This is a genomic window from uncultured Streptococcus sp., assembly GCF_963525625.1.
Lineage (GTDB): Bacteria > Bacillota > Bacilli > Lactobacillales > Streptococcaceae > Streptococcus.
The window spans coordinates 23,262-45,805 of record NZ_CAURLD010000017.1; the positions used below are offsets into that span (position 1 = coordinate 23,262).

General features: G+C 42.0%; 24 protein-coding genes. All 24 read left to right on the forward strand.

All coding sequences use genetic code 11. From position 1 onward, the window contains the following. The first annotated feature begins 4 nt into the window (after positions 1-4). Positions 5-532: a GNAT family N-acetyltransferase gene (locus RYK49_RS09100; RefSeq protein WP_314865500.1), complete on the forward strand. Its 528-nt coding sequence runs from the start codon at positions 5-7 to the stop codon at positions 530-532. A gap of 2 nt (positions 533-534) precedes the next feature. After that, positions 535-1,146 carry a DUF5052 family protein gene (locus RYK49_RS09105; RefSeq protein ID WP_314831417.1) on the forward strand — a complete coding sequence of 204 codons (612 nt, stop codon included), beginning with the start codon at positions 535-537 and terminating at the stop codon, positions 1,144-1,146. Between the two features lie 3 nt (positions 1,147-1,149). After that, on the forward strand, positions 1,150-1,803 hold the full coding sequence (locus RYK49_RS09110) for a DNA alkylation repair protein (protein WP_314831418.1): 654 nt from the start codon (positions 1,150-1,152) through the stop codon (positions 1,801-1,803). Continuing rightward, a complete protein-coding gene (locus RYK49_RS09115; protein ID WP_314831419.1) occupies positions 1,800-2,324 on the forward strand; it encodes a GNAT family protein in 525 nt (174 codons plus the stop codon). The genes RYK49_RS09110 and RYK49_RS09115 overlap by 4 nt, the downstream gene beginning before the upstream one ends. Before the next feature lie 611 nt (positions 2,325-2,935). Next, complete coding sequence (locus RYK49_RS09120) at positions 2,936-4,012, forward strand: aspartate-semialdehyde dehydrogenase (RefSeq protein WP_314831420.1); 1,077 nt, start codon at positions 2,936-2,938, stop codon at positions 4,010-4,012. Between the two features lie 79 nt (positions 4,013-4,091). Then, positions 4,092-5,027: a 4-hydroxy-tetrahydrodipicolinate synthase gene (gene dapA, locus RYK49_RS09125; protein ID WP_314831421.1), complete on the forward strand. Its 936-nt coding sequence runs from the start codon at positions 4,092-4,094 to the stop codon at positions 5,025-5,027. 59 nt (positions 5,028-5,086) lie between these two features. Further along, positions 5,087-5,686 carry a hypothetical protein gene (locus tag RYK49_RS09130; protein ID WP_314831422.1) on the forward strand — a complete coding sequence of 200 codons (600 nt, stop codon included), beginning with the start codon at positions 5,087-5,089 and terminating at the stop codon, positions 5,684-5,686. A gap of 295 nt (positions 5,687-5,981) precedes the next feature. Next, entirely contained in the window at positions 5,982-6,320 is a 339-nt protein-coding gene (locus RYK49_RS09135; RefSeq protein WP_002895476.1) for an ATP cone domain-containing protein, read from the forward strand. A gap of 141 nt (positions 6,321-6,461) precedes the next feature. Then, positions 6,462-7,313 carry a ribosome biogenesis GTPase YlqF gene (gene ylqF, locus RYK49_RS09140; RefSeq protein ID WP_314831423.1) on the forward strand — a complete coding sequence of 284 codons (852 nt, stop codon included), beginning with the start codon at positions 6,462-6,464 and terminating at the stop codon, positions 7,311-7,313. After that, positions 7,300-8,064, forward strand: a complete 765-nt coding sequence (locus RYK49_RS09145) for a ribonuclease HII (protein ID WP_314831424.1) — start codon at positions 7,300-7,302, stop codon at positions 8,062-8,064. Before ylqF ends, RYK49_RS09145 begins: the two co-directional genes overlap by 14 nt. Positions 8,065-8,081: 17 nt before the next feature. Beyond that, positions 8,082-8,924, forward strand: a complete 843-nt coding sequence (locus RYK49_RS09150) for a PRD domain-containing protein (RefSeq protein ID WP_314831425.1) — start codon at positions 8,082-8,084, stop codon at positions 8,922-8,924. After that, positions 8,900-9,463: a sugar O-acetyltransferase gene (locus RYK49_RS09155; protein WP_314831426.1), complete on the forward strand. Its 564-nt coding sequence runs from the start codon at positions 8,900-8,902 to the stop codon at positions 9,461-9,463. The genes RYK49_RS09150 and RYK49_RS09155 overlap by 25 nt, the downstream gene beginning before the upstream one ends. 131 nt (positions 9,464-9,594) lie before the next feature. Continuing rightward, positions 9,595-10,437, forward strand: coding sequence for a DNA-processing protein DprA (gene dprA / locus RYK49_RS09160; protein ID WP_223311436.1), 843 nt, complete (start codon positions 9,595-9,597; stop codon positions 10,435-10,437). Between the two features lie 84 nt (positions 10,438-10,521). Then, positions 10,522-12,615 carry a type I DNA topoisomerase gene (gene topA, locus RYK49_RS09165; protein WP_314831427.1) on the forward strand — a complete coding sequence of 698 codons (2,094 nt, stop codon included), beginning with the start codon at positions 10,522-10,524 and terminating at the stop codon, positions 12,613-12,615. 58 nt (positions 12,616-12,673) lie between these two features. Beyond that, on the forward strand, positions 12,674-13,168 hold the full coding sequence (locus RYK49_RS09170) for a phosphoribosylanthranilate isomerase (protein WP_314831428.1): 495 nt from the start codon (positions 12,674-12,676) through the stop codon (positions 13,166-13,168). A 93-nt stretch (positions 13,169-13,261) separates the two neighbouring features. Next, positions 13,262-14,596 (forward strand): methylenetetrahydrofolate--tRNA-(uracil(54)-C(5))-methyltransferase (FADH(2)-oxidizing) TrmFO, encoded by a 1,335-nt coding sequence (gene trmFO / locus RYK49_RS09175; RefSeq protein ID WP_314865502.1) that lies wholly within the window; start codon positions 13,262-13,264, stop codon positions 14,594-14,596. Positions 14,597-14,704: 108 nt separating this feature from the next. Beyond that, the gene (locus RYK49_RS09180; protein ID WP_314865504.1) at positions 14,705-15,064 is read left to right on the forward strand and encodes a DUF1801 domain-containing protein; all 360 of its coding nucleotides are present in this window, start codon (positions 14,705-14,707) and stop codon (positions 15,062-15,064) included. A gap of 155 nt (positions 15,065-15,219) precedes the next feature. Continuing rightward, positions 15,220-16,044 (forward strand): alpha/beta hydrolase, encoded by an 825-nt coding sequence (locus RYK49_RS09185; RefSeq protein WP_314831591.1) that lies wholly within the window; start codon positions 15,220-15,222, stop codon positions 16,042-16,044. Positions 16,045-16,076: 32 nt separating this feature from the next. Further along, positions 16,077-16,817, forward strand: coding sequence for an alpha/beta hydrolase-fold protein (locus RYK49_RS09190; protein WP_314831590.1), 741 nt, complete (start codon positions 16,077-16,079; stop codon positions 16,815-16,817). A 12-nt stretch (positions 16,818-16,829) separates the two neighbouring features. Then, positions 16,830-17,996: an ATP-grasp domain-containing protein gene (locus tag RYK49_RS09195; protein ID WP_314831589.1), complete on the forward strand. Its 1,167-nt coding sequence runs from the start codon at positions 16,830-16,832 to the stop codon at positions 17,994-17,996. A gap of 222 nt (positions 17,997-18,218) precedes the next feature. Further along, positions 18,219-19,187, forward strand: coding sequence for a thiamine pyrophosphate-dependent dehydrogenase E1 component subunit alpha (locus RYK49_RS09200; protein ID WP_314831588.1), 969 nt, complete (start codon positions 18,219-18,221; stop codon positions 19,185-19,187). A gap of 19 nt (positions 19,188-19,206) precedes the next feature. After that, positions 19,207-20,199, forward strand: a complete 993-nt coding sequence (locus RYK49_RS09205) for an alpha-ketoacid dehydrogenase subunit beta (protein ID WP_002900354.1) — start codon at positions 19,207-19,209, stop codon at positions 20,197-20,199. Between the two features lie 461 nt (positions 20,200-20,660). Further along, positions 20,661-21,704 carry a dihydrolipoamide acetyltransferase gene (locus RYK49_RS09210; protein WP_125401669.1) on the forward strand — a complete coding sequence of 348 codons (1,044 nt, stop codon included), beginning with the start codon at positions 20,661-20,663 and terminating at the stop codon, positions 21,702-21,704. Positions 21,705-21,781: 77 nt separating this feature from the next. Continuing rightward, positions 21,782-22,544, forward strand: a 763-nt coding sequence (locus RYK49_RS09215) for an FAD-dependent oxidoreductase (protein ID WP_314865507.1), incomplete at its 3' end; no start/stop codon positions are given.

Consider the following 22,544-nt stretch of genomic DNA (forward strand, 5'->3'; position numbering starts at 1 on the left):
CAACATGAACATTAGATTAGCAAACTCATCAGATGCTGCGACCTTGCTTGCTATTTATGCGCCTTATGTAGAGAATACGGCCATCACTTTTGAATATGAAGTACCGACCATTGAGGATTTTGCAAATAGGATTGAGAAAACATTGGAAAAATATCCTTATCTGGTAGCGGAAGAAGACGGTTTAATTTTAGGCTATGCCTATGCTTCGACTTATTATGCGCGTGCAGCCTATGATTGGGCGGTGGAATTATCCGTCTATGTCAGTCAAGATGCTAGAGGAAAAGGAGTCGGCAGTAAGCTTTATGATGAACTTGAAGACCTGTTAGATAAGATGGGATATATGCATTTTCTAGCCTGTATTTCTCTGCCTAACGAAGATAGCATTGCTTTTCATACTAAGCGAGGTTATCAGCAAGTAGCACATTTACCTAAAATTGGCTATAAATTTAACCGTTGGCATGACATTGTTTGGCTACAAAAATCCTTAGAAAAGGAAGCTAGACCGATAAAACTTTTAAAAGATATGGAGTGAAAATGATGAAAAAGAAACATTTATTAATAACTCTTCTAAGTATTGCCCTTTTGACCTTGACTGGTTGTCAGGCCGTTGAAAATTGGTTTAAAAATGCCAAGGAGGAATGGATTGGTTTAGAGATGACGGTTCGCACCTATGATGAAAATTCCCAGCTTATTGACCAGATGTCAGGTAAGTCACTATCCATCTCGCGTAACGAGGAGTTTGACTCAGTTGATGCGGAAGGAAATTCCAAGGAGGACTCTTCTGTGCTCAAAATTACTTTGGGTAAGTATGAGATCGACCATGTGGGCTCTTCCTTGATTGCAGAAGAAAAAGGCTTGAAAGATGTCTTTGCTCAATATCAAAAGACTGAAGATGTTGAGGAGAATAGCCATTCAGTTCCCGTTTTAAATCGCATGATTTCAGCTTTTAAAAACGACTTTACCGGAAAGAAAAAGGTTATTCTGATTCGCTCGCAAAATGGTACTCCGCTGGCCGCCTATGCCGGTGACCGCGTCTCTCTTGATAAATCAGATGCTCCCAAAACTTCTGAATTACTTATTGACGGTAAGCGTCTCGTGATTTATCGCTGTGACTACACTATTTATGACCGTGAATTGCTGGAGTAAGATATGAATGTAGAGGAATTGGTAAAAGAGTTAAAAGCTGTAGCTAACCCAGATGATGCGGTGGCTATGAAAGCTTATATGAAAAATAAATTTGAGTTTCTAGGAGTCAAGACTCCGGCCAGACGGAAACTCGCAAAGACTTTTTTTAAACAGCAGACTGACTCCATTATTGACTGGGATTTTATAAATGAAGCTTGGAATAATCCTTATCGAGAATTACAGTATGCCGCGCTAGATTATCTGGAGATTCGCAAGAAACTATTGACTCCATCTGACTTGTCACGTTTGAAAAAGCTGGCCCAAACAAAATCTTGGTGGGATACTATTGACTTTTTGGATCGCTTGGTCGGATCCATCATTGCTCGATTCCCAGAAAACAAAGAGATTATTTTATCCTGGAGTTGTGATGAGGATATCTGGCTGCGGCGCTTGGCTATTGACCATCAACTACTGCGAAAAGAGGAAACTGATACTGAACTTTTAGAACAGATTTTAGTGAATAATCTAGGCCAAACAGAATTCTTTATTAACAAGGCTATTGGCTGGGCGCTGAGAGATTATTCAAAAACCAATCCAGACTGGGTTAGGAATTTTATCAAGCGGCATCAGGCAGAAATGGCTGCGCTTAGTATTCGAGAAGGAAGTAAGTATTTATGAAACATATTTATTTAAAATATCTGGAAGAGAAAGATTATTCGGCTTGGCTGGAAGGATTTTCCAATAGACTGCCTTCCCAATCCCCATTTGATGATGGGCTTTTAGATATGACAATTTGTACAGAAAGTTGGTTTGAGGATTTGGTGGCTAAGCACCGAGATTTCCGAGAGAAAGACCAACAGTATATTTGGGGAATTTACGATGCAAAAAGCGGAAAACATGTAGGTATGGTTAATTTATTTGTGCTGGCTAGAGACGATTTTCAATGGGCGGAAATAGGTTATACGATACATAATCAATTTTGGCGTCAGGGCTACGCCAGAGCTATGCTAGGTGAACTTAAGAAAGTCAGTCGTGAACTAGGATTTCATCGTTTAGAAGCACATGTTGATCTACAAAATATCCCTTCACAGAATTTGCTGGAGCAAGCTGATTTCTATCTTGAAGGAGTACGGAAACAATTCCAAAAAGAAGGTCAGGAATGGAAAGACAGACAAGTTTTTGTTTATATTTTAGATTAAATACCTTGACAAAACGGAAAAAGATAAGGTAAACTATATTTCGTGCGATGAGTCGATATGCAGTTTTTCTGCAAATTGAAGCATGGGAGGTCATAACGTAGGAGCGGACCTTGATCAGTTGTGTGAACCTGCTGATCACACGAAAGTGCCCCTATCCCCAGTCTACGGATTGGGGATTTTTCTACATCTCTTAGAGTGGCGAGGCCATTAGTCGCAGCCAATCTTAGAGATATTGATACTGAGACGGCCTATGTCGTGAGTGCTATTGCTCTTGATGAAACAACTTCGCAGAAGGCAGTTGAGTCGTAGAGCAATGGATGCAGTTTTGTTCGTTAGAACAAAATCTGTAAACCTTGAAAGCTTTCTTAGAGAGGCAAGACGGTTAGTCGCAGCCGATCTTAGAGACATAGATGCTGAGACGGACTGTGTCGTGAGTGCTATTGCTCTTGATGAAATGAATCTCTAGGAAAAAGTTGAGTTATAGAGCAGCGTGTAAATGCAGTTTATCTAAAATATCGAACATTTATTCTTTAGAACCATTTGCATTTTTCCCTAAAAATAGTATAATACTAACAATACAAAATTTTTTGAAAATTCAGAGAGGTTATCGCATGGGATATACAGTTGCTGTAGTAGGTGCCACTGGTGCCGTTGGATCTCAAATGATTAAAATGCTGGAAGAGTCTAGCCTTCCAATTGATAAAATACGCTATCTGGCGTCTGCTCGTTCAGCTGGTAAAGTTCTCCAGTTCAAGGGACAAGACATTACTATTGAAGAGACGACTGAGACGGCTTTTGAAAGTGTAGATATTGCTCTCTTCTCAGCTGGTGGTTCTACCTCAGCAAAATACGCTCCTTACGCAGTTAAAGCGGGAGCGGTGGTGGTCGATAACACCTCTTATTTCCGTCAAAATCCTGATGTTCCTCTGGTTGTTCCAGAAGTCAACGCCCATGCCTTAGATCAGCACAAGGGAATTATCGCTTGCCCTAACTGTTCGACAATTCAGATGATGGTGGCTTTAGAGCCTGTACGTCAGCAATGGGGGCTGGAGCGCATCATCGTGTCTACCTATCAAGCAGTTTCTGGTGCAGGTATGGGGGCCATTCTTGAAACCCAAGCACAATTACGCTCTGTTCTCAATGATGGTGTAAATCCTAAGGACACGAAAGCCAATATCCTGCCATGTGGCGGTGATAAAAAACATTATCCTATTGCTTTTAATGCCTTACCTCAGATTGATGTCTTTACAGATAACGACTACACTTATGAAGAGATGAAGATGACTAAGGAAACTAAGAAAATCATGGAAGATGATTCTATTGCTGTTTCTGCGACATGTGTCCGCCTTCCTATCTTGTCTGCTCACTCAGAGTCTGTTTACGTTGAGACTAAGGAAGTTGCACCTATTGACCAGGTAAAAGCAGCAATTTCAGCCTTTCCTGGTGCTGTTCTGGAGGATGATGTAGCTCATCAGGTTTATCCGCAAGCAATCAATGCGGTTGGTAAGAAAGAAACCTTTGTTGGCCGGATTCGTAAAGATCTAGATGCAGAAAAAGGAATCCATATGTGGGTAGTTTCAGACAATCTTCTTAAAGGAGCAGCTTGGAATTCTGTCCAAATCGCAGAGACACTGCATGAACGTGGTTTAGTTCGTCCGACAGCAGAAGTTGTTTTTGAATTAAAATAAAGTGACCAAGGAAACTTGACAGCACAGGGTTGAATAATTGTTCTTTCAACCCTCTTTTCGTATAAAGAGAGGTAAGTTTATGGCGTATGCGGATCTGAAAAACTGTAAAATCATCACAGCTTTTATTACTCCTTTTCATGAAGATGGTTCCATCAATTTTGAAGCTATTCCAGATTTGATTGAGCACCTTTTGGCCCATCATACGGATGGGATTTTGCTAGCTGGAACAACTGCTGAAAGTCCAACCCTGACTCACGATGAAGAGTTGGAGCTATTTGCGGCAGTTCAAAAAGTTGTTAAAGGACGTGTCCCTTTGATTGCCGGTGTCGGTACCAACGAAACGCGTGACTCTATCGAATTCGTCAAAGAAGTAGATGAATTTGGTGGTTTTGCAGCTGGTCTGGCAATTGTTCCCTATTACAATAAACCTTCTCAGGAAGGGATGTTTCAGCACTTTAAAGCCATAGCGGATGCTTCAAACTTGCCCATCATTATCTACAATATACCTGGCCGAGTAGTAGTTGAGATGACACCTGAGACTATGCTGAGGTTGGCTGAACATCCAAATATTATCGGCGTTAAAGAATGTACCAGTCTGGCGAATATGGCCTATCTGATTGAGCATCGTCCAGAGGAGTTTCTGATTTATACCGGTGAGGATGGCGATGCCTTTCATGCTATGAATCTGGGGGCTGATGGAGTTATTTCTGTTGCTTCTCACACAAACGGTGATGAAATGTTTGAAATGCTGGATGCTATTGAGCACAATGACATCAAAAAAGCAGCAGCTATCCAACGGAAATTCATCCCTAAAGTCAATGCTCTTTTCTCTTACCCAAGCCCTGCCCCTGTCAAGGCAGTCCTTAATTACTTAGGATTTGCAGCTGGTCCAACCCGCTTACCGCTTGTGCCAGCGCCTGAAGAAGATGCCAAACGCATTATCAAGGTCGTTGTTGATGGCGACTATCAAGCGACCAAAGAGACGGTTAAAGGTGTCCTGAGACCGGATTATTGATTGATGCAGCAGTCTTAGGAATGCCATAGATAAAAATAATTAAGAAAGAATTGAAAATTGTGACAGAAAAACATAGTGAACGAATTGAGGAGTATAAAACTAAGCATAGACTGGAAAAACTTGAAGGTAAAAAAGTTTATGATAAGCCGCTTATTCGGACCGGTGATAAGGCAGGATGCTATGGTTCAGCATTGATTTTGCTTGGATTTGTTTTAGGAGTTATTTATTTACTTCTTGTACTTATAACGGATTGGGATTTGAAACTTTTCTCTTTCATCTGGGAAACACTTGTTGCGTTAGGGATTATTTTCAGTCTTTTTGGTGCTTTTAAAATCGGTCAGTTGGAGTTGCACAGTTTGTCAATGGTAGCTGACAAAGAGAAAAATTTTGAAATCGATAAAGCTTTCAATCTTTATAACATCATTCACAAACCAACAAAGAAAATTCTACTTCAATATGATAGTGAGGATGATAGTTTAATTTCTCTGAACTCTGGAGGAGAGTTATTAGTCGAGCTCTTAAAGAGAGTTGAAGAAGAGAAATTGTCATTTAAGCCTATTAACAAAACATTGAGATTAGAAGAAGTGTCTGAAAATCACTGGAAAATGCACTATCGTTACAAAAGACAAGACATAACATTAGAGAAATCCGATACATAATGTTTTGATTGCTAAGTTAGTCGTCGTGACTTAAACTTAAAAGTGAATTCAGTATCTGATAGTTTATGAAGAACATTGGAAAAAGGATTGCCCAGAGCAGTCCTTTTTTATATGGTCTTTTAAGGCTAAAAAAATGGAAGCTTCCTTTGAAAAATATTGGAAAAAATTATATAATGTAAAGGTATGGTCTGACTTTGAGATTTCTTTTTGAGCAGACTATAGACAACTGGACTGGCAGCAGTCATGTTAGAGACTTACATTAGATTAGAAATATATAATATAAAAGGAGTTTTTTATGCAAGTTATTAAACGGAGCGGTGAGGTTGTAGAATTTGACCCAGATAAAATTTATCAAGCAGTTTTAAAGGCAGCTCAGACTGTCTATGTGTTGACGGATGATTTGCGTCAGAATTTAGCGCAGGTTACAAAGAAAGTGGTTCTGGATTTGGAAGAAGCTAAGGTTGAACGTGCGACAATCAGCATGATTCAGTCCATGGTTGAAAGCCGCCTCTTGGGTGCAGGTTATATTACTATTGCAGAGCATTATATTTCTTATCGTTTGCAGCGCGATTTAGAGCGCAATGGCTATGGAGATCATATAGCTGTGCATCTGCATTTTGAACAGGTAAGATAAAGTTAGAAAGCCCGCTGGGGCTTTTTTTGCTCTTGAGGTAGAGAAGATCACTTTAGCATTCACCCGCTTAAATCCTAGAAATATGTTAAAATAGTTAAAGATATAAAATTTTATCAATGATATTCGTTGAAAGGATAAATTATGGCAACGATTCAATGGTTTCCGGGGCATATGTCCAAGGCACGGAGACAGGTACAGGAAAATATTAAGTTTGTTGATTTTGTGACAATACTGGTTGATGCGAGACTTCCTTTATCCAGTCAGAATCCTATGCTGACTAAGATTGTGGGCGATAAACCTAAGCTTTTGATTTTAAACAAGGCAGATTTGGCAGACCCTGTTCGTATCAAGGAATGGCAGAGTTATTTTGAAAGTCAGGGGATTTCGACCTTATCTATTAATTCCAAAGAGCAGTCTGCAGTTAAAAAAGTAACAGACGCAGCTAAAAAGCTTATGGCTGACAAATTGGCGAGACAGAAAGAGAGAGGAATTCGCATCGAAACCCTGCGTACCATGATTATTGGCATTCCTAATGCCGGAAAATCAACCCTCATGAATCGCTTGGCAGGTAAGAAAATTGCCGTTGTAGGGAATAAGCCAGGTGTGACCAAGGGACAGCAATGGCTCAAATCAAATAAAGATTTGGAAATTTTGGATACACCAGGGATTCTCTGGCCTAAGTTTGAAGATGAGACGGTTGCTCTCAAGCTTGCTCTGACTGGTGCTATTAAGGATAATCTGCTGCCTATGGATGAGGTGACGATTTTTGGCCTCAATTACTTTAAGGAGCATTATCCTGAGGAGCTGACAGCACGCTTCAAGCAGCTGGTTCTAAGCCAGGAAGCGCCTGACATGATTATGGATATGACCCAAAAACTTGGCTTCCGCGACGACTATGACCGTTTTTACAGCCTTTTTGTCAAAGAAGTCCGTGATGGCAAGCTAGGCCGTTATTGCTTGGATACGGTTGGTGAACTAGATGGCAACGATTAAAGAAATCCAGCAACGTTTAGAGTTGGTGACAGATTTGGCTGATCCTTTTCTGGCAGAAGTAGAGAATGATTTGCGTAGTGGAGTTCAAAAAGCTGTTGAAAAGCGTAAAAGAGCCATTCAGGCGGAGTTAGACGAGGATTTGCGTTTGGAGCAGATGCTATGGTATGAAAAAGAGCTTTATAAAGCTGGCTATCGGGCGATTGCTGGGATTGATGAAGTAGGCCGCGGTCCTCTTGCTGGACCAGTTGTCGCTGCAGCTGTTATCTTACCTCCAGGATGTAAGATTAAGGGGCTAAACGACAGTAAAAAAATTCCCAAGAAAAAACACCAAGAAATCTATCAAGCAGTCATGGATAAAGCCTTGGCGGTCGGTATTGGCCTGATGGACAGTGAGATCATTGATCAAGTCAATATCTACGAAGCGACCAAGCTTGCTATGAAAGAGGCTTTGTCTAAGCTTTCTCTCAAGCCCGATTATCTGCTGATTGATGCCATGAAACTGGAAGTTGATATCCCGCAAGAGTCCATCATCAAAGGCGATGCCAATTCTCTGTCTATCGCAGCGGCCAGTATTGTTGCTAAGGTCACTCGGGATAAGCTAATGGCAGACTACGACAAGGAATTTCCCGGCTATGATTTTGCGCAAAATGCTGGTTATGGGACCAAAAGTCATTTGCAAGGATTGGAAAGAAACGGCGTAACTTCTATTCATCGCAAGACATTTGAACCCGTAAAATCCATGTGTGAATAGGCACGAAGAGGTGAGGCATGCTAATCAGTAAAATCTTAAACAATAATGTGGTGATTTCTGAAGAAAACCAAGAAGAAGTTATTCTCATGGGACGAGGACTGGCCTTTGGTCGAAAAGTTGGCCAGGAGATTCCAGATGAGCTGATTGAGAAAAGGTATGTCTTGTCAGAAAATAGACGCCAGCTTCTGATGGAGTTGCCAGCAGAGGTCATGGAAATGTCGGATAAGATTATTTCTTTCGCAAGGGAGAAACTGCAGAAGAAGCTCAAAGACAGTGCTTTTCTGGCGATGGCAGATCATATCCACGGAGTCTTGCTGCGTTTGGAAGATGATATTTATCTTAAGAATTTCCTCATGTGGGATATTAAACGCTTTTTTCCTATCGAGTTTGAGGTTGGTCAGTATGCCAAACAGCTTTTGAGCGCTTATGTCAGCAAGGAACTTCCAGATGATGAAGCAGCATTTATGGCGCTGACCTTGGTCAATGCAGAGCTGGAAAATGGCGATGGAACTGCGCGTGATTTGACTATGATGATGGAGGAAATCATGACCATTGTCAAGTACAGTTTGGAAATTTCTTTAGACGAGGAAGACATCTACCTTGAGCGCTTTATGACCCATCTAAAATTTTTCTGTGAGCGAGTCCTGACTGATAGAGGCCACCGTGATTTAGAGGACAATGAGATGTTTGACTTACTTAAATGTAAGTATCCCTTGGCTTATGAAACCACTAGGAAGATTGCTGAATTTTTAAAGCAAACCAGAAATTACCAAACATCAGAGGATGAACAACTTTACTTGACCATCCATTTGTCACGCATGAAAAGGAGGATGACATGCAAAGCGAATACGAAAAAATGATTGCTGGAGAGATTTACCGACCACAAGATGAAGATTTAAGAAAAATTAGAGCCCGATCCAAAGAATTTCAATATCGTTTTAACCAAGAGCAAGACAGCGACAAGAGAAGTGCTATTATCAAAGAATGGTTTGGCAGTACGGGAAATAATCTTGCTATGAAGCCAGATTTGGTTTGCGACTACGGAATTAACATTCATTTAGGAGAAAATTTTTGTTCTAACTGGAACTTGACTATGCTGGACGTTTGCCCCATTCGCATCGGAGACAATGCTATGCTCGGCCCAAATTGCCAGTTTCTGACACCTCTTCATCCGCTTGATCCAGTGGAAAGAAATTCCGGAATTGAGTACGGAGCACCAATCACTATTGGTGATAATTTCTGGGCTGGCGGAGGTGTGACGATTCTGCCAGGCGTGACACTAGGGGATAATGTCGTGGTTGGTGCCGGAGCGGTTGTGACCAAGTCTTTTGGTGACAATGTAGTCTTGGCTGGTAATCCAGCACGAATTATTAAGGAAATTCCTGTTAATAAAGAATAAAAGATGGGTTAAAGGCAACAGGCAAGAAAACCAGCTATTGACAACATCAAATTAAATAAAATCGTAAAGAAGGAACTGTACTGCAGTTCTTTTTTTGAACTTTTTTACGAATAAGAAAGTGAGGTGAAAAAATGAATAATTTTGAAATTTATAAAATGAAAAGAGCTGGCTTGACCAATCATCAGGTTTTAAATGTTTTGAGATACGCTGAGAGTAGAGATGGCAAGCTTTCTCTGCGAGATAAGGCTGTCGTATCTGAGTGCCGCAATCCTGCTCTCTTTATTGAGAAATACAAGAGGCTTGATTTACCGGCTTTGAAAGAAGAATTTGAACTTTTTCCGTCCTTTTCTATCTTGGATGATATTTATCCTTGGGATTTATGCGAAATTTACGATGCCCCGACCTTGCTATTCTATCAGGGAAATCTAAATCTACTAGAATTGCCCAAGGCTGCAGTCGTTGGTAGTCGAGACAGCAGTAAGCAAGGAAATGCCTCTGTACAAAAGATTATCAAAGAGCTAAACAATGAATTGGTTATCGTCAGTGGTCTGGCTCGTGGGATTGATACAGCGGCTCACATGGCTGCCCTGCAAAACGGAGGTCAGACCATTGCTGTCATTGGTACTGGATTAGACGTCTTTTATCCTAAGGCCAACAAAAAACTACAAGCTTACATTGGAAAAAATCATTTATTGCTGACAGAGTATGGTCCAGGTGAACAGCCCTTGAAATTTCATTTTCCAGAGCGAAATCGTATCATCGCCGGTCTATGTCGAGGCGTCATCGTGGCAGAAGCCAAGATGCGCTCAGGCAGCCTGATTACCTGTGAGCGAGCCATGGAAGAAGGGCGGGATGTCTTTGCTATTCCGGGGTCTATTTTAGATGGAAAATCTGACGGCTGCCATCATTTGATTCAAGAGGGTGCAAAGTGCATTACGTCAGGCTCTGACGTTCTTTCTGAGTTTGATTTTTAAAACAAGTTTTCCTATAAGAAAAGTTAGCAGTTGACATCTATCAAAAAATAGTTTAAACTCTATGAGATTTATTTCTTATAGAAGGTGTCTAAATTGGTAACAAAAACAAAGAAAAAGTCTACGACCAAGAAAAATCTTGTCATCGTAGAGTCGCCTGCTAAGGCAAAAACAATAGAAAAATATCTGGGACGAAACTACAAGGTTCTAGCCAGTGTCGGGCATATCCGTGACCTGAAAAAGTCTACTATGTCCATTGATTTTGAGAACAACTATGAGCCACAATACATCAATATTCGTGGTAAAGGTCCGTTAATTAATGACTTGAAAAAAGAAGCCAAGAAAGCTAAGCAAGTCTTTCTGGCAAGTGACCCGGACCGCGAAGGAGAAGCTATTTCTTGGCATCTGGCTCACATTCTGAATCTGGATGAGAAAGAGAAAAACCGCGTCGTCTTTAATGAAATCACCAAAGATGCAGTCAAGAATGCTTTTAAAGAGCCGCGCCAGATTGATATGGATCTGGTCGATTCCCAGCAGGCTCGTCGAGTTTTGGACCGCTTGGTTGGTTATTCCATTTCTCCTATTCTCTGGAAGAAAGTCAAGAAAGGTCTGTCAGCTGGTCGAGTCCAGTCTGTCGCTCTCAAGCTGATTATCGACCGGGAAAATGAAATTAATGCCTTCAAACCAGAAGAATACTGGACGATTGATGGAACCTTCAAGAAAGGAACCCGTCAGTTTCAGGCCAGCTTTTACGGTATGAACGGTAAAAAGATGAAGCTGACCAACAACGACGAGGTCAAAGAAGTCCTGTCTCACCTCAAGGGTGATGACTTTACTGTCGACAGTGTCGAAAAGAAAGAGCGTCGACGCAATGCTCCACTGCCCTACACGACTTCCTCTATGCAGCAAGATGCCGCTAATAAGATTAATTTCCGGACACGTAAGACCATGATGGTTGCTCAGCAGCTCTATGAGGGGATAAATATCGGTTCTGGCGTACAAGGTCTGATTACGTATATGCGTACCGACTCGACTCGTATCAGCCCTGTGGCGCAAAATGAAGCAGCAAGCTTTATCACGGATAAATTTGGTGCTAAATATTCTAAACATGGCAGCAAGGCCAAAAACGCTTCTGGCGCTCAAGATGCTCACGAAGCCATTCGTCCTTCCAGCGTTTTCAATACTCCAGAAAGCATCGCAAAGTATTTGGACAAGGATCAGCTTAAGCTCTATACGCTGATTTGGAACCGTTTTGTAGCCAGCCAAATGACAGCAGCAGTCTTTGATACTATGAATGTCAAGTTGGGGCAAAATGGTGTCCAATTTGCTGCCAATGGCAGTCAGGTCAAGTTTGATGGCTATCTGGCTATTTACAACGACTCTGACAAGAATAAAATGCTGCCGGACATGGAAAAGGGTGATACCGTCAAACGTGTTAATACCAATCCAGAACAGCACTTTACCCAGCCACCTGCTCGTTATTCTGAAGCAACTCTCATCAAGACTTTAGAAGAAAATGGTGTTGGCCGGCCATCTACCTACGCACCGACCATTGAAACTATTCAGAAACGATATTACGTTAAGCTGGTTTCCAAGCGCTTTGAGCCGACGGAACTAGGTGAGATTGTTAATGCACTGATTGTCGAATTCTTCCCAGGTATCGTAAATGTGAAATTTACAGCTGAAATGGAAGCAAAACTGGATGATGTAGAAGTTGGCAAAGAACAATGGCAGAAAGTTATTGACGAGTTTTATCAACCTTTTGAAAAGGAAGTTGCTAAAGCCGAGACTGAAATGGAGAAAATCCAAATCAAGGATGAACCAGCTGGTTTTGACTGTGAAGTCTGTGGTAGTCCGATGGTCATCAAGTTGGGGAGATTTGGCAAGTTCTACGCCTGCAGCAATTTCCCAGACTGTCGTCACACTCAGGCTATTGTCAAGGAAATTGGTGTGACCTGCCCACAGTGTCAGAAAGGTCAAGTTATTGAGCGTAAGACTAAGCGAAATCGCATTTTCTACGGCTGTGATCGTTATCCTGACTGTGATTTTACATCTTGGGACAAGCCGGTTGGCCGGAACTGTCCAAAATGCGACCATTATCTGATTGAAAAGAAAGTTCGTGGTGGCGGCAAGCAAGTGGTCTGCAGCAATGGTGACTACGAAGAAGAAAAAGTGAAATAGCAATTTTTACATAATTTATATTACGTAAAATATTTTTCTGAAGAAGAGGTGAAGTTTTATGACAGATAAATTTGCAGAATTTCTAAAAATCGCGTCTCAACTGAATAAGATGGGAATTGTTCCACTTCTGATGGGTTCTCTAGGTCTGGAGCAAGTTACTGGACAAGACTGGCAGGCGCGTGATATTGATATTCATGTTCATGGTGATGAGCGTGGCTGGGAAGCACCAGACGAAGAACGTATTTACGATATGGACAAGATTGAGCCTATGATGGAGCGCTTGGGCTATCGCTTAGTCGATCTGCACGAGCATGAATTTCAAAAAGAAGATCTGTCTATTGAGTTTGGAGCCATGGAAACCTTGGAGGCATTTTCAGGTGTGGCAATAACGGAGCTGTCTCGAAGAGAAGTAGAGGGTGTTGAATTTCTATTGCCAACTGCAGAGCAATTCTTAGCTATCTACCGTGCTTCTTCACAAGATTCTTACCGAAATGAAAATAACAATCATAAGGATTTTGCTAAGATTGCTTACTTGGAAAAAATGACAAAATGATAGACATTCAGGAATTCTCCTGTCTGTCTTTTTTACTATCTTTTTGTTATAATGGTCAGAGTGAAAATCTAGAAATATCCAAGGGAGAGTATCATGTCATCATCCTATATCAATGTTATCGGTGCTGGTCTGGCTGGCAGTGAAGCAGCTTACCAGATTGCCAAGCGTGGCATCCCGGTCAAACTCTATGAAATGCGGGGTGTTAAGTCAACGCCTCAGCACAAAACTTCAGACTTTGCAGAACTGGTCTGCTCTAACTCTCTGCGAGGAGATGCGCTGACCAATGCAGTTGGTCTGCTAAAGGAAGAAATGCGGCGGTTGGACTCGGTCATCTTAAAGTCAGCAGAAGCGACTCGGGTGCCAGCGGGTGGTGCTTTAGCAGTTGATAGAGAAGGCTTTTCTCAGATGGTAACGGATCTAGTGAGCAACCATCCATTGATTGAGGTCATTCGTGAAGAAATCACCGAAATTCCGGAGGATGCCATCACAGTCATTGCGACAGGACCCTTGACCAGCGATGCTTTAGCAGAAAAAATCCACGCGCTCAATGGAGGCGACGGTTTTTATTTCTACGACGCAGCAGCGCCAATCATTGACGTCAATACTATTGATATGACCAAGGTCTATCTCAAATCCCGCTATGATAAGGGCGAAGCTGCCTATCTCAACGCGCCAATGACTAAGCAAGAATTTATGGATTTCCATGATGCTTTGGTCAATGCTGAGGAAGCACCGCTCAATTCCTTTGAAAAAGAAAAATACTTTGAAGGGTGTATGCCAATTGAAGTTATGGCTAAGCGGGGCATTAAAACAATGCTTTATGGACCGATGAAGCCGGTTGGTTTAGAATATCCCGATGACTACCAAGGACCTCGAGATGGTGAATATAAGACGCCATACGCTGTAGTGCAGCTTCGTCAGGACAATGCAGCAGGCAGTCTTTACAACATTGTCGGCTTCCAGACTCATCTCAAATGGGGAGAGCAAAAGCGGGTCTTTCAGATGATTCCTGGTCTTGAGAATGCAGAATTTGTCCGCTATGGAGTTATGCATCGAAACTCCTATATGGACTCTCCAAATCTGCTAGAACAGACTTTCCGCTCTAAGAAACAGCCAAATCTTTTCTTTGCAGGTCAAATGACTGGAGTTGAAGGCTATGTCGAGTCAGCGGCTTCTGGTCTAGTTGCTGGTATCAATGCCGCTCGACTCTTCAAGGGAGAAGAAGCACTTGTTTTTCCAGAAACAACAGCAATCGGCAGCCTGCCACATTATGTTACCTATGCTGACAGCAAGCACTTCCAACCCATGAATGTCAATTTTGGGATTATCAAAGAATTGGAAGGTCCGCGCATTCGTGATAAAAAAGAACGTTACGAAAAAATCGCCGAGCGAGCATTAAAAGACTTACAATTTTATCAAGAAATTTAAAAAAGTTAGGATTTTCTTGAATTTTTCTTGATTTTGTGCCATAATAAATAAAAAATTTGGAAATCGGACATCAATGACCAACCTACAATCTCAAATTAGGAGGAGACCATGAACCAAAAAGTAAAAAATCTGCTGGATGATTGGCTAATTAATAATCCTGCCTTGTATGAAATCGCCAATAGTGTGCGCACGAAAATACGGCAACTGTCAGATACGGTAGTCGAAGAAGTGAAATATGGCGGTATTTTGTTTGCCGCCCCCGAACCGTTTTGCGGCATTTTTGTTTATAAGCAGCATGTAAATGTGGAATTTGGTCGTGGCGCCGAGATGGCAGACCCATACGGTTTGTTGGAAGGCAAGGGTAAAGGCCGTCGCCATTTGCAATTACATACGCTTGAAGATATAGAAAACAAGCATTTGACGGATTACTTGCGATTGGCTCAAAAAGCAGCAGAATATAATTGCTGAGCGAGCCTTGCAGGATTTACAGCCTTATTTGGATAAATAATCTATTTTCTATCATTATCTAATAAAAATCATCAAAAAGTTAGGAAATCCCTAACTTTTTTGCTTAATTTGTGATATAATAAATAAAAATTTTGAAAATAGAAAGTTTTCTGAAAATGAATAAATCCTATTTTTACCTTGAAATGAAAACACATGAGTTAGTTGTTCCTTATACCAAGCAGAAACGCCGTGTCCGCGTGTTGCTTCCAAAGAACTATAACCAGGATGCAAACAAGACCTATCCAGTCGTTTATTTTCACGACGGCCAAAATGTTCTCTATAGCAAAGAGTCTTTCAGCGGCCATTCGTGGAAGGTGATTCCGACAATCAAACGTAATCCAGATATTGAAAAAATGATTGTCGTGGCTATTGACAACGATGGCCAACAGCGCATGAATGAATACGCAGCTTGGAAGTTCCAAGAGTCCAACATTCCCGGCATTCAGTTTGGCGGCAAGGGAACGGAGTATGCGGAGTTTGTCATGGAAGTTGTCAAGCCTTTTATTGATCAGCATTATCGGACCAAGTCGGATCGACTGCATACGGCTATGATTGGCTCTTCTCTTGGGGGAAATATCAGCCAGTTTATTGGTGTTGAATACCAAGATCAGATTGGCTGTCTGGGCATCTTTTCATCAGCTAATTGGCTGCATCAGGAAGCTTTTGACCGTTATATTGAGAGAAAAACGCTTCAGGCAGACCAACGAGTTTTCATTTATGTTGGGACGGAAGAGGCTGATGATACAGATAAGACATTGATGGCGGGCAATATCAAGCAGGCCTATATTGATTCATCGCTCAGCTATTTCCGGCAGTTACTTGTATCTGGGGTAGATTTGTCCAATATTCAAATTAAGATCCAGTCTGGGGCTATTCACAACGAGATCGCTTGGGCGGAGCACTTGCCGGACTGCTTCCGTTTTATCGGCGAAAAATGGTAATCTAGTCAAACACTAAGAAAGAGGTAGAAACTATGCATGTAGAATTTTTAAGTCATTGGAGCGGTAATCTAGGCCGTGAAATGTATGTCAATCGCTATGGCCACGCTGGGCTCCCGATTATAGTCTTTGCATCATCAGGCGGCAGCCATAATGAGTATGCTGACTTCGGCATGATTGAAGCCTGCGCAGGTTTTATTGAGGCCGGTAAGGTCCAGTTTTTCACTCTTAGCAGTGTTGATAGTGAGAGCTGGTTGGCGGACTGGAAGCATCCTCACGATCGAGCAGAAATGCATCGTGCATATGAGCGTTATGTCATCAAGGAAGCTATTCCTTTCGTTAAGCATAAGACAGGCTGGTTTGACCCTATGATGACGACAGGCTGCTCCATGGGAGCTTATCATGCTGTTAATTTCTTCCTGCAGCATCCAGATGTTTTCAATAAAGTGATTGCCCTCAGTGGTGTCTATGATGCACGTTTCTTTGTCGGTGATAATTTGAGCGACGAAGTCATTTATCAAAACTCGCCAGCTGACTATATCTGGAACCAAAATGATGGCTGGTTTATTGACCGCTATCGACAGGCGGATATTATCGTTTGTACTGGCTTAGGCGACTGGGAGCAGGATGGCCTGCCTTCCTTCTACACGCTGAAAGAGGCTTTTGAGCATAAGAATATTCCAGCTTGGTTTGCTGAATGGGGCCATGATGTTTCCCACGACTGGATTTGGTGGCGTAAGCAAATGCCGTATTTCCTTAATGAACTCAATCTTTAAAGGAGGTTTCCTATGAATTATATCGTTATTTCTCCCTACTATCCGCAAAATTTTCAGCAGTTTACAGTGGAGCTGGCTAACAAAGGAATCACTGTTCTGGGAATTGGTCAGGAGCCTTATGACCAGCTAGACCAACCTTTGAAGGATTCATTGACTGAATATTTCAGAGTAGAAAATCTTGAAAATCTTGACGAAGTTAAAAGAGCTGTGGCATTTCTTTTCTACAAGCATGGGCCTATCGATCGGATTGAGTCTCATAACGAATACTGGCTGGAACTGGACGCTGAGTTGCGTGAGCAATTCAATGTCTTTGGAGCAAAACCAAAAGACTTGAAAAAAACCAAGTTCAAATCAGAGATGAAGAAACTCTTTAAAAAAGCAGGTGTTCCAGTCGTTCCGGGTCAGATTGTCAACACAGAAGCTGGGGCAGATTTGGCTGTCAAGAAACTTGGTCTGCCTTTGATTGCCAAGCCTGATAATGGAGTGGGAGCAGCTGCAACCTTTAAAATAGAAACAGCAGAAGATGTCGAACGATTCAAGCAAGAATGGGATCATCAGACAGCTTATTTCTTTGAAAAGTTTGTCCAGTCTGGCGAAATCTGTACTTTTGATGGTTTGGTAGATAAGGACGGTCAGATCGTCTTTGCAACCACCTTTGACTATGCGCATACACCGCTGGATTTGATGATGTATAAAATGGACAATTCCTACTACGTTCTCAAGGATATGGATCCAAAACTGCGTGCTTATGGAGAAGCGATTGTCAAAATCTTCGGCATGAAAGAACGTTTTTTCCATATTGAGTTCTTCCGCGAGGGTGATGATTATGTGGCCATTGAGTACAATAACCGTCCAGCCGGTGGCTTTACCATTGATGTCTATAATTTCGCTCACTCAATCGATCTTTACAGAGGCTATGCAGCGATTGTAGCAGGAGAGCCTTTCCCAGCTGCCCACATGGAGCCACTGTATTGTCTGGCAACCTCGCGCCGTGCATCAACAAACTATGCTTACCCTGAGGCTGACTTGCTGGAGAAATACAGAGATAACTTCAAGGTTAAAAAAGACATGCCGGCTGCATTTGCGGAGCTGCAAGGTGACTACCTTTATATGCTGACAACACCAAGCCGCGAGCAGATGGAGCAGATGATTGCAGATTTTGCTAAACAGGCAGATTAATCAGAAGCATGCTCTGCTATTATTTTCGTATAACAGTTTCAAAATAGTAAAAACTACTCTAGCACAAAAAGTTTGTGAAATTTCTATTTTGAGCCCTAAAACCAGTTTATCCAATGGATTGACTGGTTTTTCTTTGTGAAATGTAATTGAGCAAAAGTTTTGACAGTGCTTACAGCTTTAGATAGAATTAAATAGAAGAATTATGCTTAGAAAGGCAAAAAAATGGCAACTTTAGATAAAGATCTTTTGTTAGAGATGTTCCGTAAGATGGAAGAAATCCGTCGTATGGACTTAAAAATTGCTCAACTTGTAAAAAAAGGAAAGGTTCCTGGAATGACTCACTTCTCAGTAGGTGAGGAAGCAGCCAATGTTGGTGCTATGCTGGCTTTGAACGAGGATGATTTGTTGACTTCTAATCACCGGGGACACGGTCAAGCTATCGCCAAAGGAATCAACCTCAACGAAATGATGGCGGAAATCCTAGGGAAATACACCGGGACCTGTAAAGGAAAAGGCGGCTCTATGCACATTGCTGATCTAGATGCCGGAAACCTTGGTGCCAATGGTATCGTTGGCGGTGGTATGGGAATCGCTGTCGGAGCAGCTCTGACCCAGCAAATGCAGAAGACAGGCAAGATTGTTGTCTGCTTCTTTGGTGACGGTGCTACCAACGAAGGTGTCTTCCACGAAGCGGTCAATATGGCTTCTATTTGGAATCTACCAGTTATTTTCTATTGTATCAATAACGGCTATGGCATTTCTGCTGATATCAAGAAAATGACCAATGTAGAGCATATCCACGAGCGCAGCGCAGCTTATGGCATTCCAGGTATGTTCATCGAAGATGGCAATAATATTCTGGATGTCTATGAAGGCTTCCAAAAGGCTGTGGAGCATGTTCGCAGTGGTAAAGGACCTGTCTTAATCGAGAGTGTGACCTATCGTTGGTTGGGACATTCATCTTCTGACCCAGGCAAATACCGTACTCGTGAAGAAGTAGAAGAATGGAAGAAGAAGGATCCAATCGAAAATCTTCGTAAATACTTGCTGGAAAACAAGATTGCAAGCGAGGAAGAGCTGGAAGCTATCCAAGCTGGAGTCAAAGAAGCAGTAGAAGCATCTGTCAAGTTCGCAGAAGAGAGCCCATTCCCGCCGCTTGAATCTGCCTTTGAAGATATTTACGCAGACTAAAAGAGAGGAGAAAAAGAAAATGGAAACTAAAACTATGTCTTTTCGTGACACCATTATCCTCGCTATGTCTGAGGAAATGCGTCGCGATGAAAATGTACTCTTGATGGGAGAAGATGTCGGAGTCTTTGGTGGAGATTTCGGAACATCTGTTGGTATGCTGGAAGAGTTTGGACCAGAGCGTGTACGCGACTGTCCGATTTCAGAAGCAGCTATTTCTGGGGCAGCAGCTGGAGCAGCTATGACAGGGCTGCGTCCAATCGTAGACATGACCTTTATGGACTTCTCTGTAATCGCCATGGATGCTATTGTTAATCAAGCCGCTAAAACGCGCTATATGTTTGGCGGAAAAGGACAAGTCCCAATGACTGTCCGCTGTGCAGCAGGTAATGGAGTTGGTTCTGCAGCTCAGCACTCGCAGTCTTTGGAATCTTGGTTTACCCACATTCCAGGGCTTAAGGTAGTCGCTCCAGGAACTCCGGCTGATATGAAGGGGCTTCTCAAGGCTTCTATCCGAGACAACAACCCGGTCATTATCCTGGAATACAAGTCTGAATTTAACCAAAAAGGTGAAGTGCCACTGGATCCTGAGTATGTAATCCCACTTGGTGTTGGTGAAATCAAAAAAGAAGGTACCGATGTAACAGTTGTTACCTACGGAAAAATGCTTCGCCGTGTCATGCAGGCGGCTGAAGAATTAGCAGAAGAAGGCATCTCTGTAGAAGTGGTTGACCCACGTACATTGGTGCCGCTTGATAAAGATATTATCATCAATTCTGTTAAGAAGACTGGAAAGGTCGTTTTGGTTAATGATGCCCACAAAACTAGCGGTTTCATTGGTGAAATTTCAGCGATTATTTCTGAGTCTGAAGCATTTGACTATCTAGATGCGCCAATCCGCCGTTGTGCAGGTGAAGACGTGCCAATGCCTTATGCGCAAAACTTGGAAAATGCGATGATTCCGACCGTTGAAAGCATCAAAGACGCTATTCGGAAGACATATCATAAAGAATAAGGTATAATAAAGAAAAGGTTTTTTCATGAATTAGATTACATAAATTATTTTATGTAATCTAATCTTGTGTAGAGAGTCAAAGTAGCTAAAATTTTACAAATTCCAGACAATCGTTATTCGGACTGATTTTATCCGATGAGCGAATTAGTAAGCCTACAAGGTTGATTGCCGATAGCGGTAACCGTAGCAACTTGAGATAGGTTTGTATCCAAGTTACTGTAGAGTTGAACATGGGCTAAAGTCTGTGTGAAAAAGATAAACTTTTCTAGAAACGAAAATTTCTTCGTTAAGTTTTCTATTTTCACTTTGATTTTTAACGCCTTAGTATCATGTAATTGAATTCGGACGGAGGATTGCGAAAAAAATATAGATTTCCTTGTGTTCATCGAACACAGCGTCAATCTCCTATTTTTTCATTGTCCTCTGAGTCCTTAATATCTTATAATAGAATTGGAGAGGTCATGGCTGATGATAAGCTAAGAGCGACTCCTGCGGCTAGAAAGTTAGCGGATGATTTGGGAATCAACCTCTATGATGTTTCTGGCTCAGGCGCAAACGGTCGTGTCCACAAAGAAGACGTGGAAACTTATAAAGATACAAACGTGGTGCGTATTTCACCACTGGCAAAACGAATTGCCCAAGAACACAATATTGCTTGGCAAGAGATTCAAGGAACTGGCCATCGTGGCAAGATTATGAAGAAAGATGTTCTTGCTTTCTTGCCTGAGAATGTTGATAGCGATACAATCAAATCTCCTGCTCAAATTGAAAAAGTGGAAGAAGTGCCTGATAATGTCACTCCTTACGGTGAAATTGAGCGTATTCCAATGACGCCGATGCGGAAAGTTATCGCTCAGCGGATGGTAGAATCTTACCTGACGGCGCCAACATTCACCCTCAACTATGATGTTGATATGACAGAAATGTTGGCCTTGCGTAAAAAAGTGCTGGATCCAATCATGGAAGCAACTGGCAAGAAAGTAACTGTCACAGACCTGCTTTCGCTGGCTGTTGTGAAGACGTTGATGAAACATCCTTACCTTAATTCGACCTTGACAGAGGACGGCAAGACCATTATCACACACAACTATGTCAACCTTTCAATGGCAGTCGGTATGGATAATGGCCTGATGACACCAGTTGTCTATAATGCAGAAAAAATGAGCCTATCAGAGCTTGTAGTAGCCTTTAAAGATGTAATCGGACGTACCTTGGAAGGCAAGTTAGCTCCGAGCGAGCTGCAAAACTCAACTTTCACAATCAGTAACTTAGGTATGTTTGGCGTTCAGTCCTTTGGGCCAATCATCAACCAGCCAAACTCTGCTATCTTGGGTGTGAGCTCGACAGTAGAAAAACCTGTCGTTGTTAATGGTGAAATTGTTATTCGTCCAATTATGAGTCTTGGCTTGACCATTGACCACCGTGTAGTTGACGGAATGGCTGGAGCTAAGTTTATGAAGGACTTGAAGGCTTTGATTGAAGATCCAATTTCAATGTTGGTATAAGATTTTCTTTGCTAGTTTAAAAAGTAAAGAAACGAAACACTCAGCAAATGAAAAACTAGTTAGAAAAGGAAAGAAAAATGGCTTTAGAAGTAATTATGCCAAAAGCCGGCGTGGATATGACCGAAGGGCAAATTGTCCAATGGAATAAGAAAGTCGGCGAATTTGTCAAAGAAGGAGAAATCCTTCTGGAAATCATGACTGACAAGGTTAGCATGGAATTGGAAGCCGAAGAAGACGGCTACCTGATTGCTATTCTTAAAGGCGACGGAGAAACTGTTCCAGTAACGGAAGTCATCGGTTACTTGGGAGAAGAAGGAGAAAACATTCCAACTGCTGGTGGAACTGCACCTGCGGAAACTCCAGCTCCTGCTGCAGCGGCAAATACAGATGATGATAAGAGTGATGATGCTTACGATATCGTTGTTATCGGTGGCGGACCTGCTGGTTATGTAGCGGCTATCAAAGCTGCTCAGCTGGGTGGCAAGATTGCTTTGGTTGAGAAGTCTGAGCTAGGCGGAACCTGCTTGAACCGTGGCTGTATTCCTACCAAGACTTACTTGCACAATGCGGAAATCATTGAAAGCCTTGGTCACGCTGCTAATCGCGGTATCATCATCGAAAATCCTAGCTTCTCAGTGGACATGGACAAGGTTCTAGAAACTAAAAACAAGGTTGTCAATACGCTTGTTGGCGGTGTTGCCGGTCTTCTCCGCAGCTATGGCGTAGATGTTCATAAGGGAATTGGTACCATTACTAAAGACAAGAATGTTTTGGTTAATGGTTCAGAATTGCTTGAAACCAAGAAAATCATCCTTGCTGGTGGTTCAAAAGTCAGCAAGA

Bases quoted from the DNA above. Each gene is read 5' to 3' on its own strand.
- RYK49_RS09100 (WP_314865500.1), top strand. From the start codon at position 5: ATGAACATTAGATTAGCAAACTCATCAGATGCTGCGACCTTGCTTGCT.
- RYK49_RS09105 (WP_314831417.1), top strand. From the start codon at position 535: ATGATGAAAAAGAAACATTTATTAATAACTCTTCTAAGTATTGCCCTT.
- RYK49_RS09110 (WP_314831418.1), top strand. From the start codon at position 1,150: ATGAATGTAGAGGAATTGGTAAAAGAGTTAAAAGCTGTAGCTAACCCA.
- RYK49_RS09115 (WP_314831419.1), top strand. From the start codon at position 1,800: ATGAAACATATTTATTTAAAATATCTGGAAGAGAAAGATTATTCGGCT.
- RYK49_RS09120 (WP_314831420.1), top strand. From the start codon at position 2,936: ATGGGATATACAGTTGCTGTAGTAGGTGCCACTGGTGCCGTTGGATCT.
- dapA (WP_314831421.1), top strand. From the start codon at position 4,092: ATGGCGTATGCGGATCTGAAAAACTGTAAAATCATCACAGCTTTTATT.
- RYK49_RS09135 (WP_002895476.1), top strand. From the start codon at position 5,982: ATGCAAGTTATTAAACGGAGCGGTGAGGTTGTAGAATTTGACCCAGAT.
- ylqF (WP_314831423.1), top strand. From the start codon at position 6,462: ATGGCAACGATTCAATGGTTTCCGGGGCATATGTCCAAGGCACGGAGA.
- RYK49_RS09145 (WP_314831424.1), top strand. From the start codon at position 7,300: ATGGCAACGATTAAAGAAATCCAGCAACGTTTAGAGTTGGTGACAGAT.
- RYK49_RS09150 (WP_314831425.1), top strand. From the start codon at position 8,082: ATGCTAATCAGTAAAATCTTAAACAATAATGTGGTGATTTCTGAAGAA.
- RYK49_RS09155 (WP_314831426.1), top strand. From the start codon at position 8,900: ATGCAAAGCGAATACGAAAAAATGATTGCTGGAGAGATTTACCGACCA.
- dprA (WP_223311436.1), top strand. From the start codon at position 9,595: ATGAATAATTTTGAAATTTATAAAATGAAAAGAGCTGGCTTGACCAAT.
- RYK49_RS09170 (WP_314831428.1), top strand. From the start codon at position 12,674: ATGACAGATAAATTTGCAGAATTTCTAAAAATCGCGTCTCAACTGAAT.
- trmFO (WP_314865502.1), top strand. From the start codon at position 13,262: ATGTCATCATCCTATATCAATGTTATCGGTGCTGGTCTGGCTGGCAGT.
- RYK49_RS09180 (WP_314865504.1), top strand. From the start codon at position 14,705: ATGAACCAAAAAGTAAAAAATCTGCTGGATGATTGGCTAATTAATAAT.
- RYK49_RS09185 (WP_314831591.1), top strand. From the start codon at position 15,220: ATGAATAAATCCTATTTTTACCTTGAAATGAAAACACATGAGTTAGTT.
- RYK49_RS09190 (WP_314831590.1), top strand. From the start codon at position 16,077: ATGCATGTAGAATTTTTAAGTCATTGGAGCGGTAATCTAGGCCGTGAA.
- RYK49_RS09195 (WP_314831589.1), top strand. From the start codon at position 16,830: ATGAATTATATCGTTATTTCTCCCTACTATCCGCAAAATTTTCAGCAG.
- RYK49_RS09200 (WP_314831588.1), top strand. From the start codon at position 18,219: ATGGCAACTTTAGATAAAGATCTTTTGTTAGAGATGTTCCGTAAGATG.
- RYK49_RS09205 (WP_002900354.1), top strand. From the start codon at position 19,207: ATGGAAACTAAAACTATGTCTTTTCGTGACACCATTATCCTCGCTATG.
- RYK49_RS09210 (WP_125401669.1), top strand. From the start codon at position 20,661: ATGGCTGATGATAAGCTAAGAGCGACTCCTGCGGCTAGAAAGTTAGCG.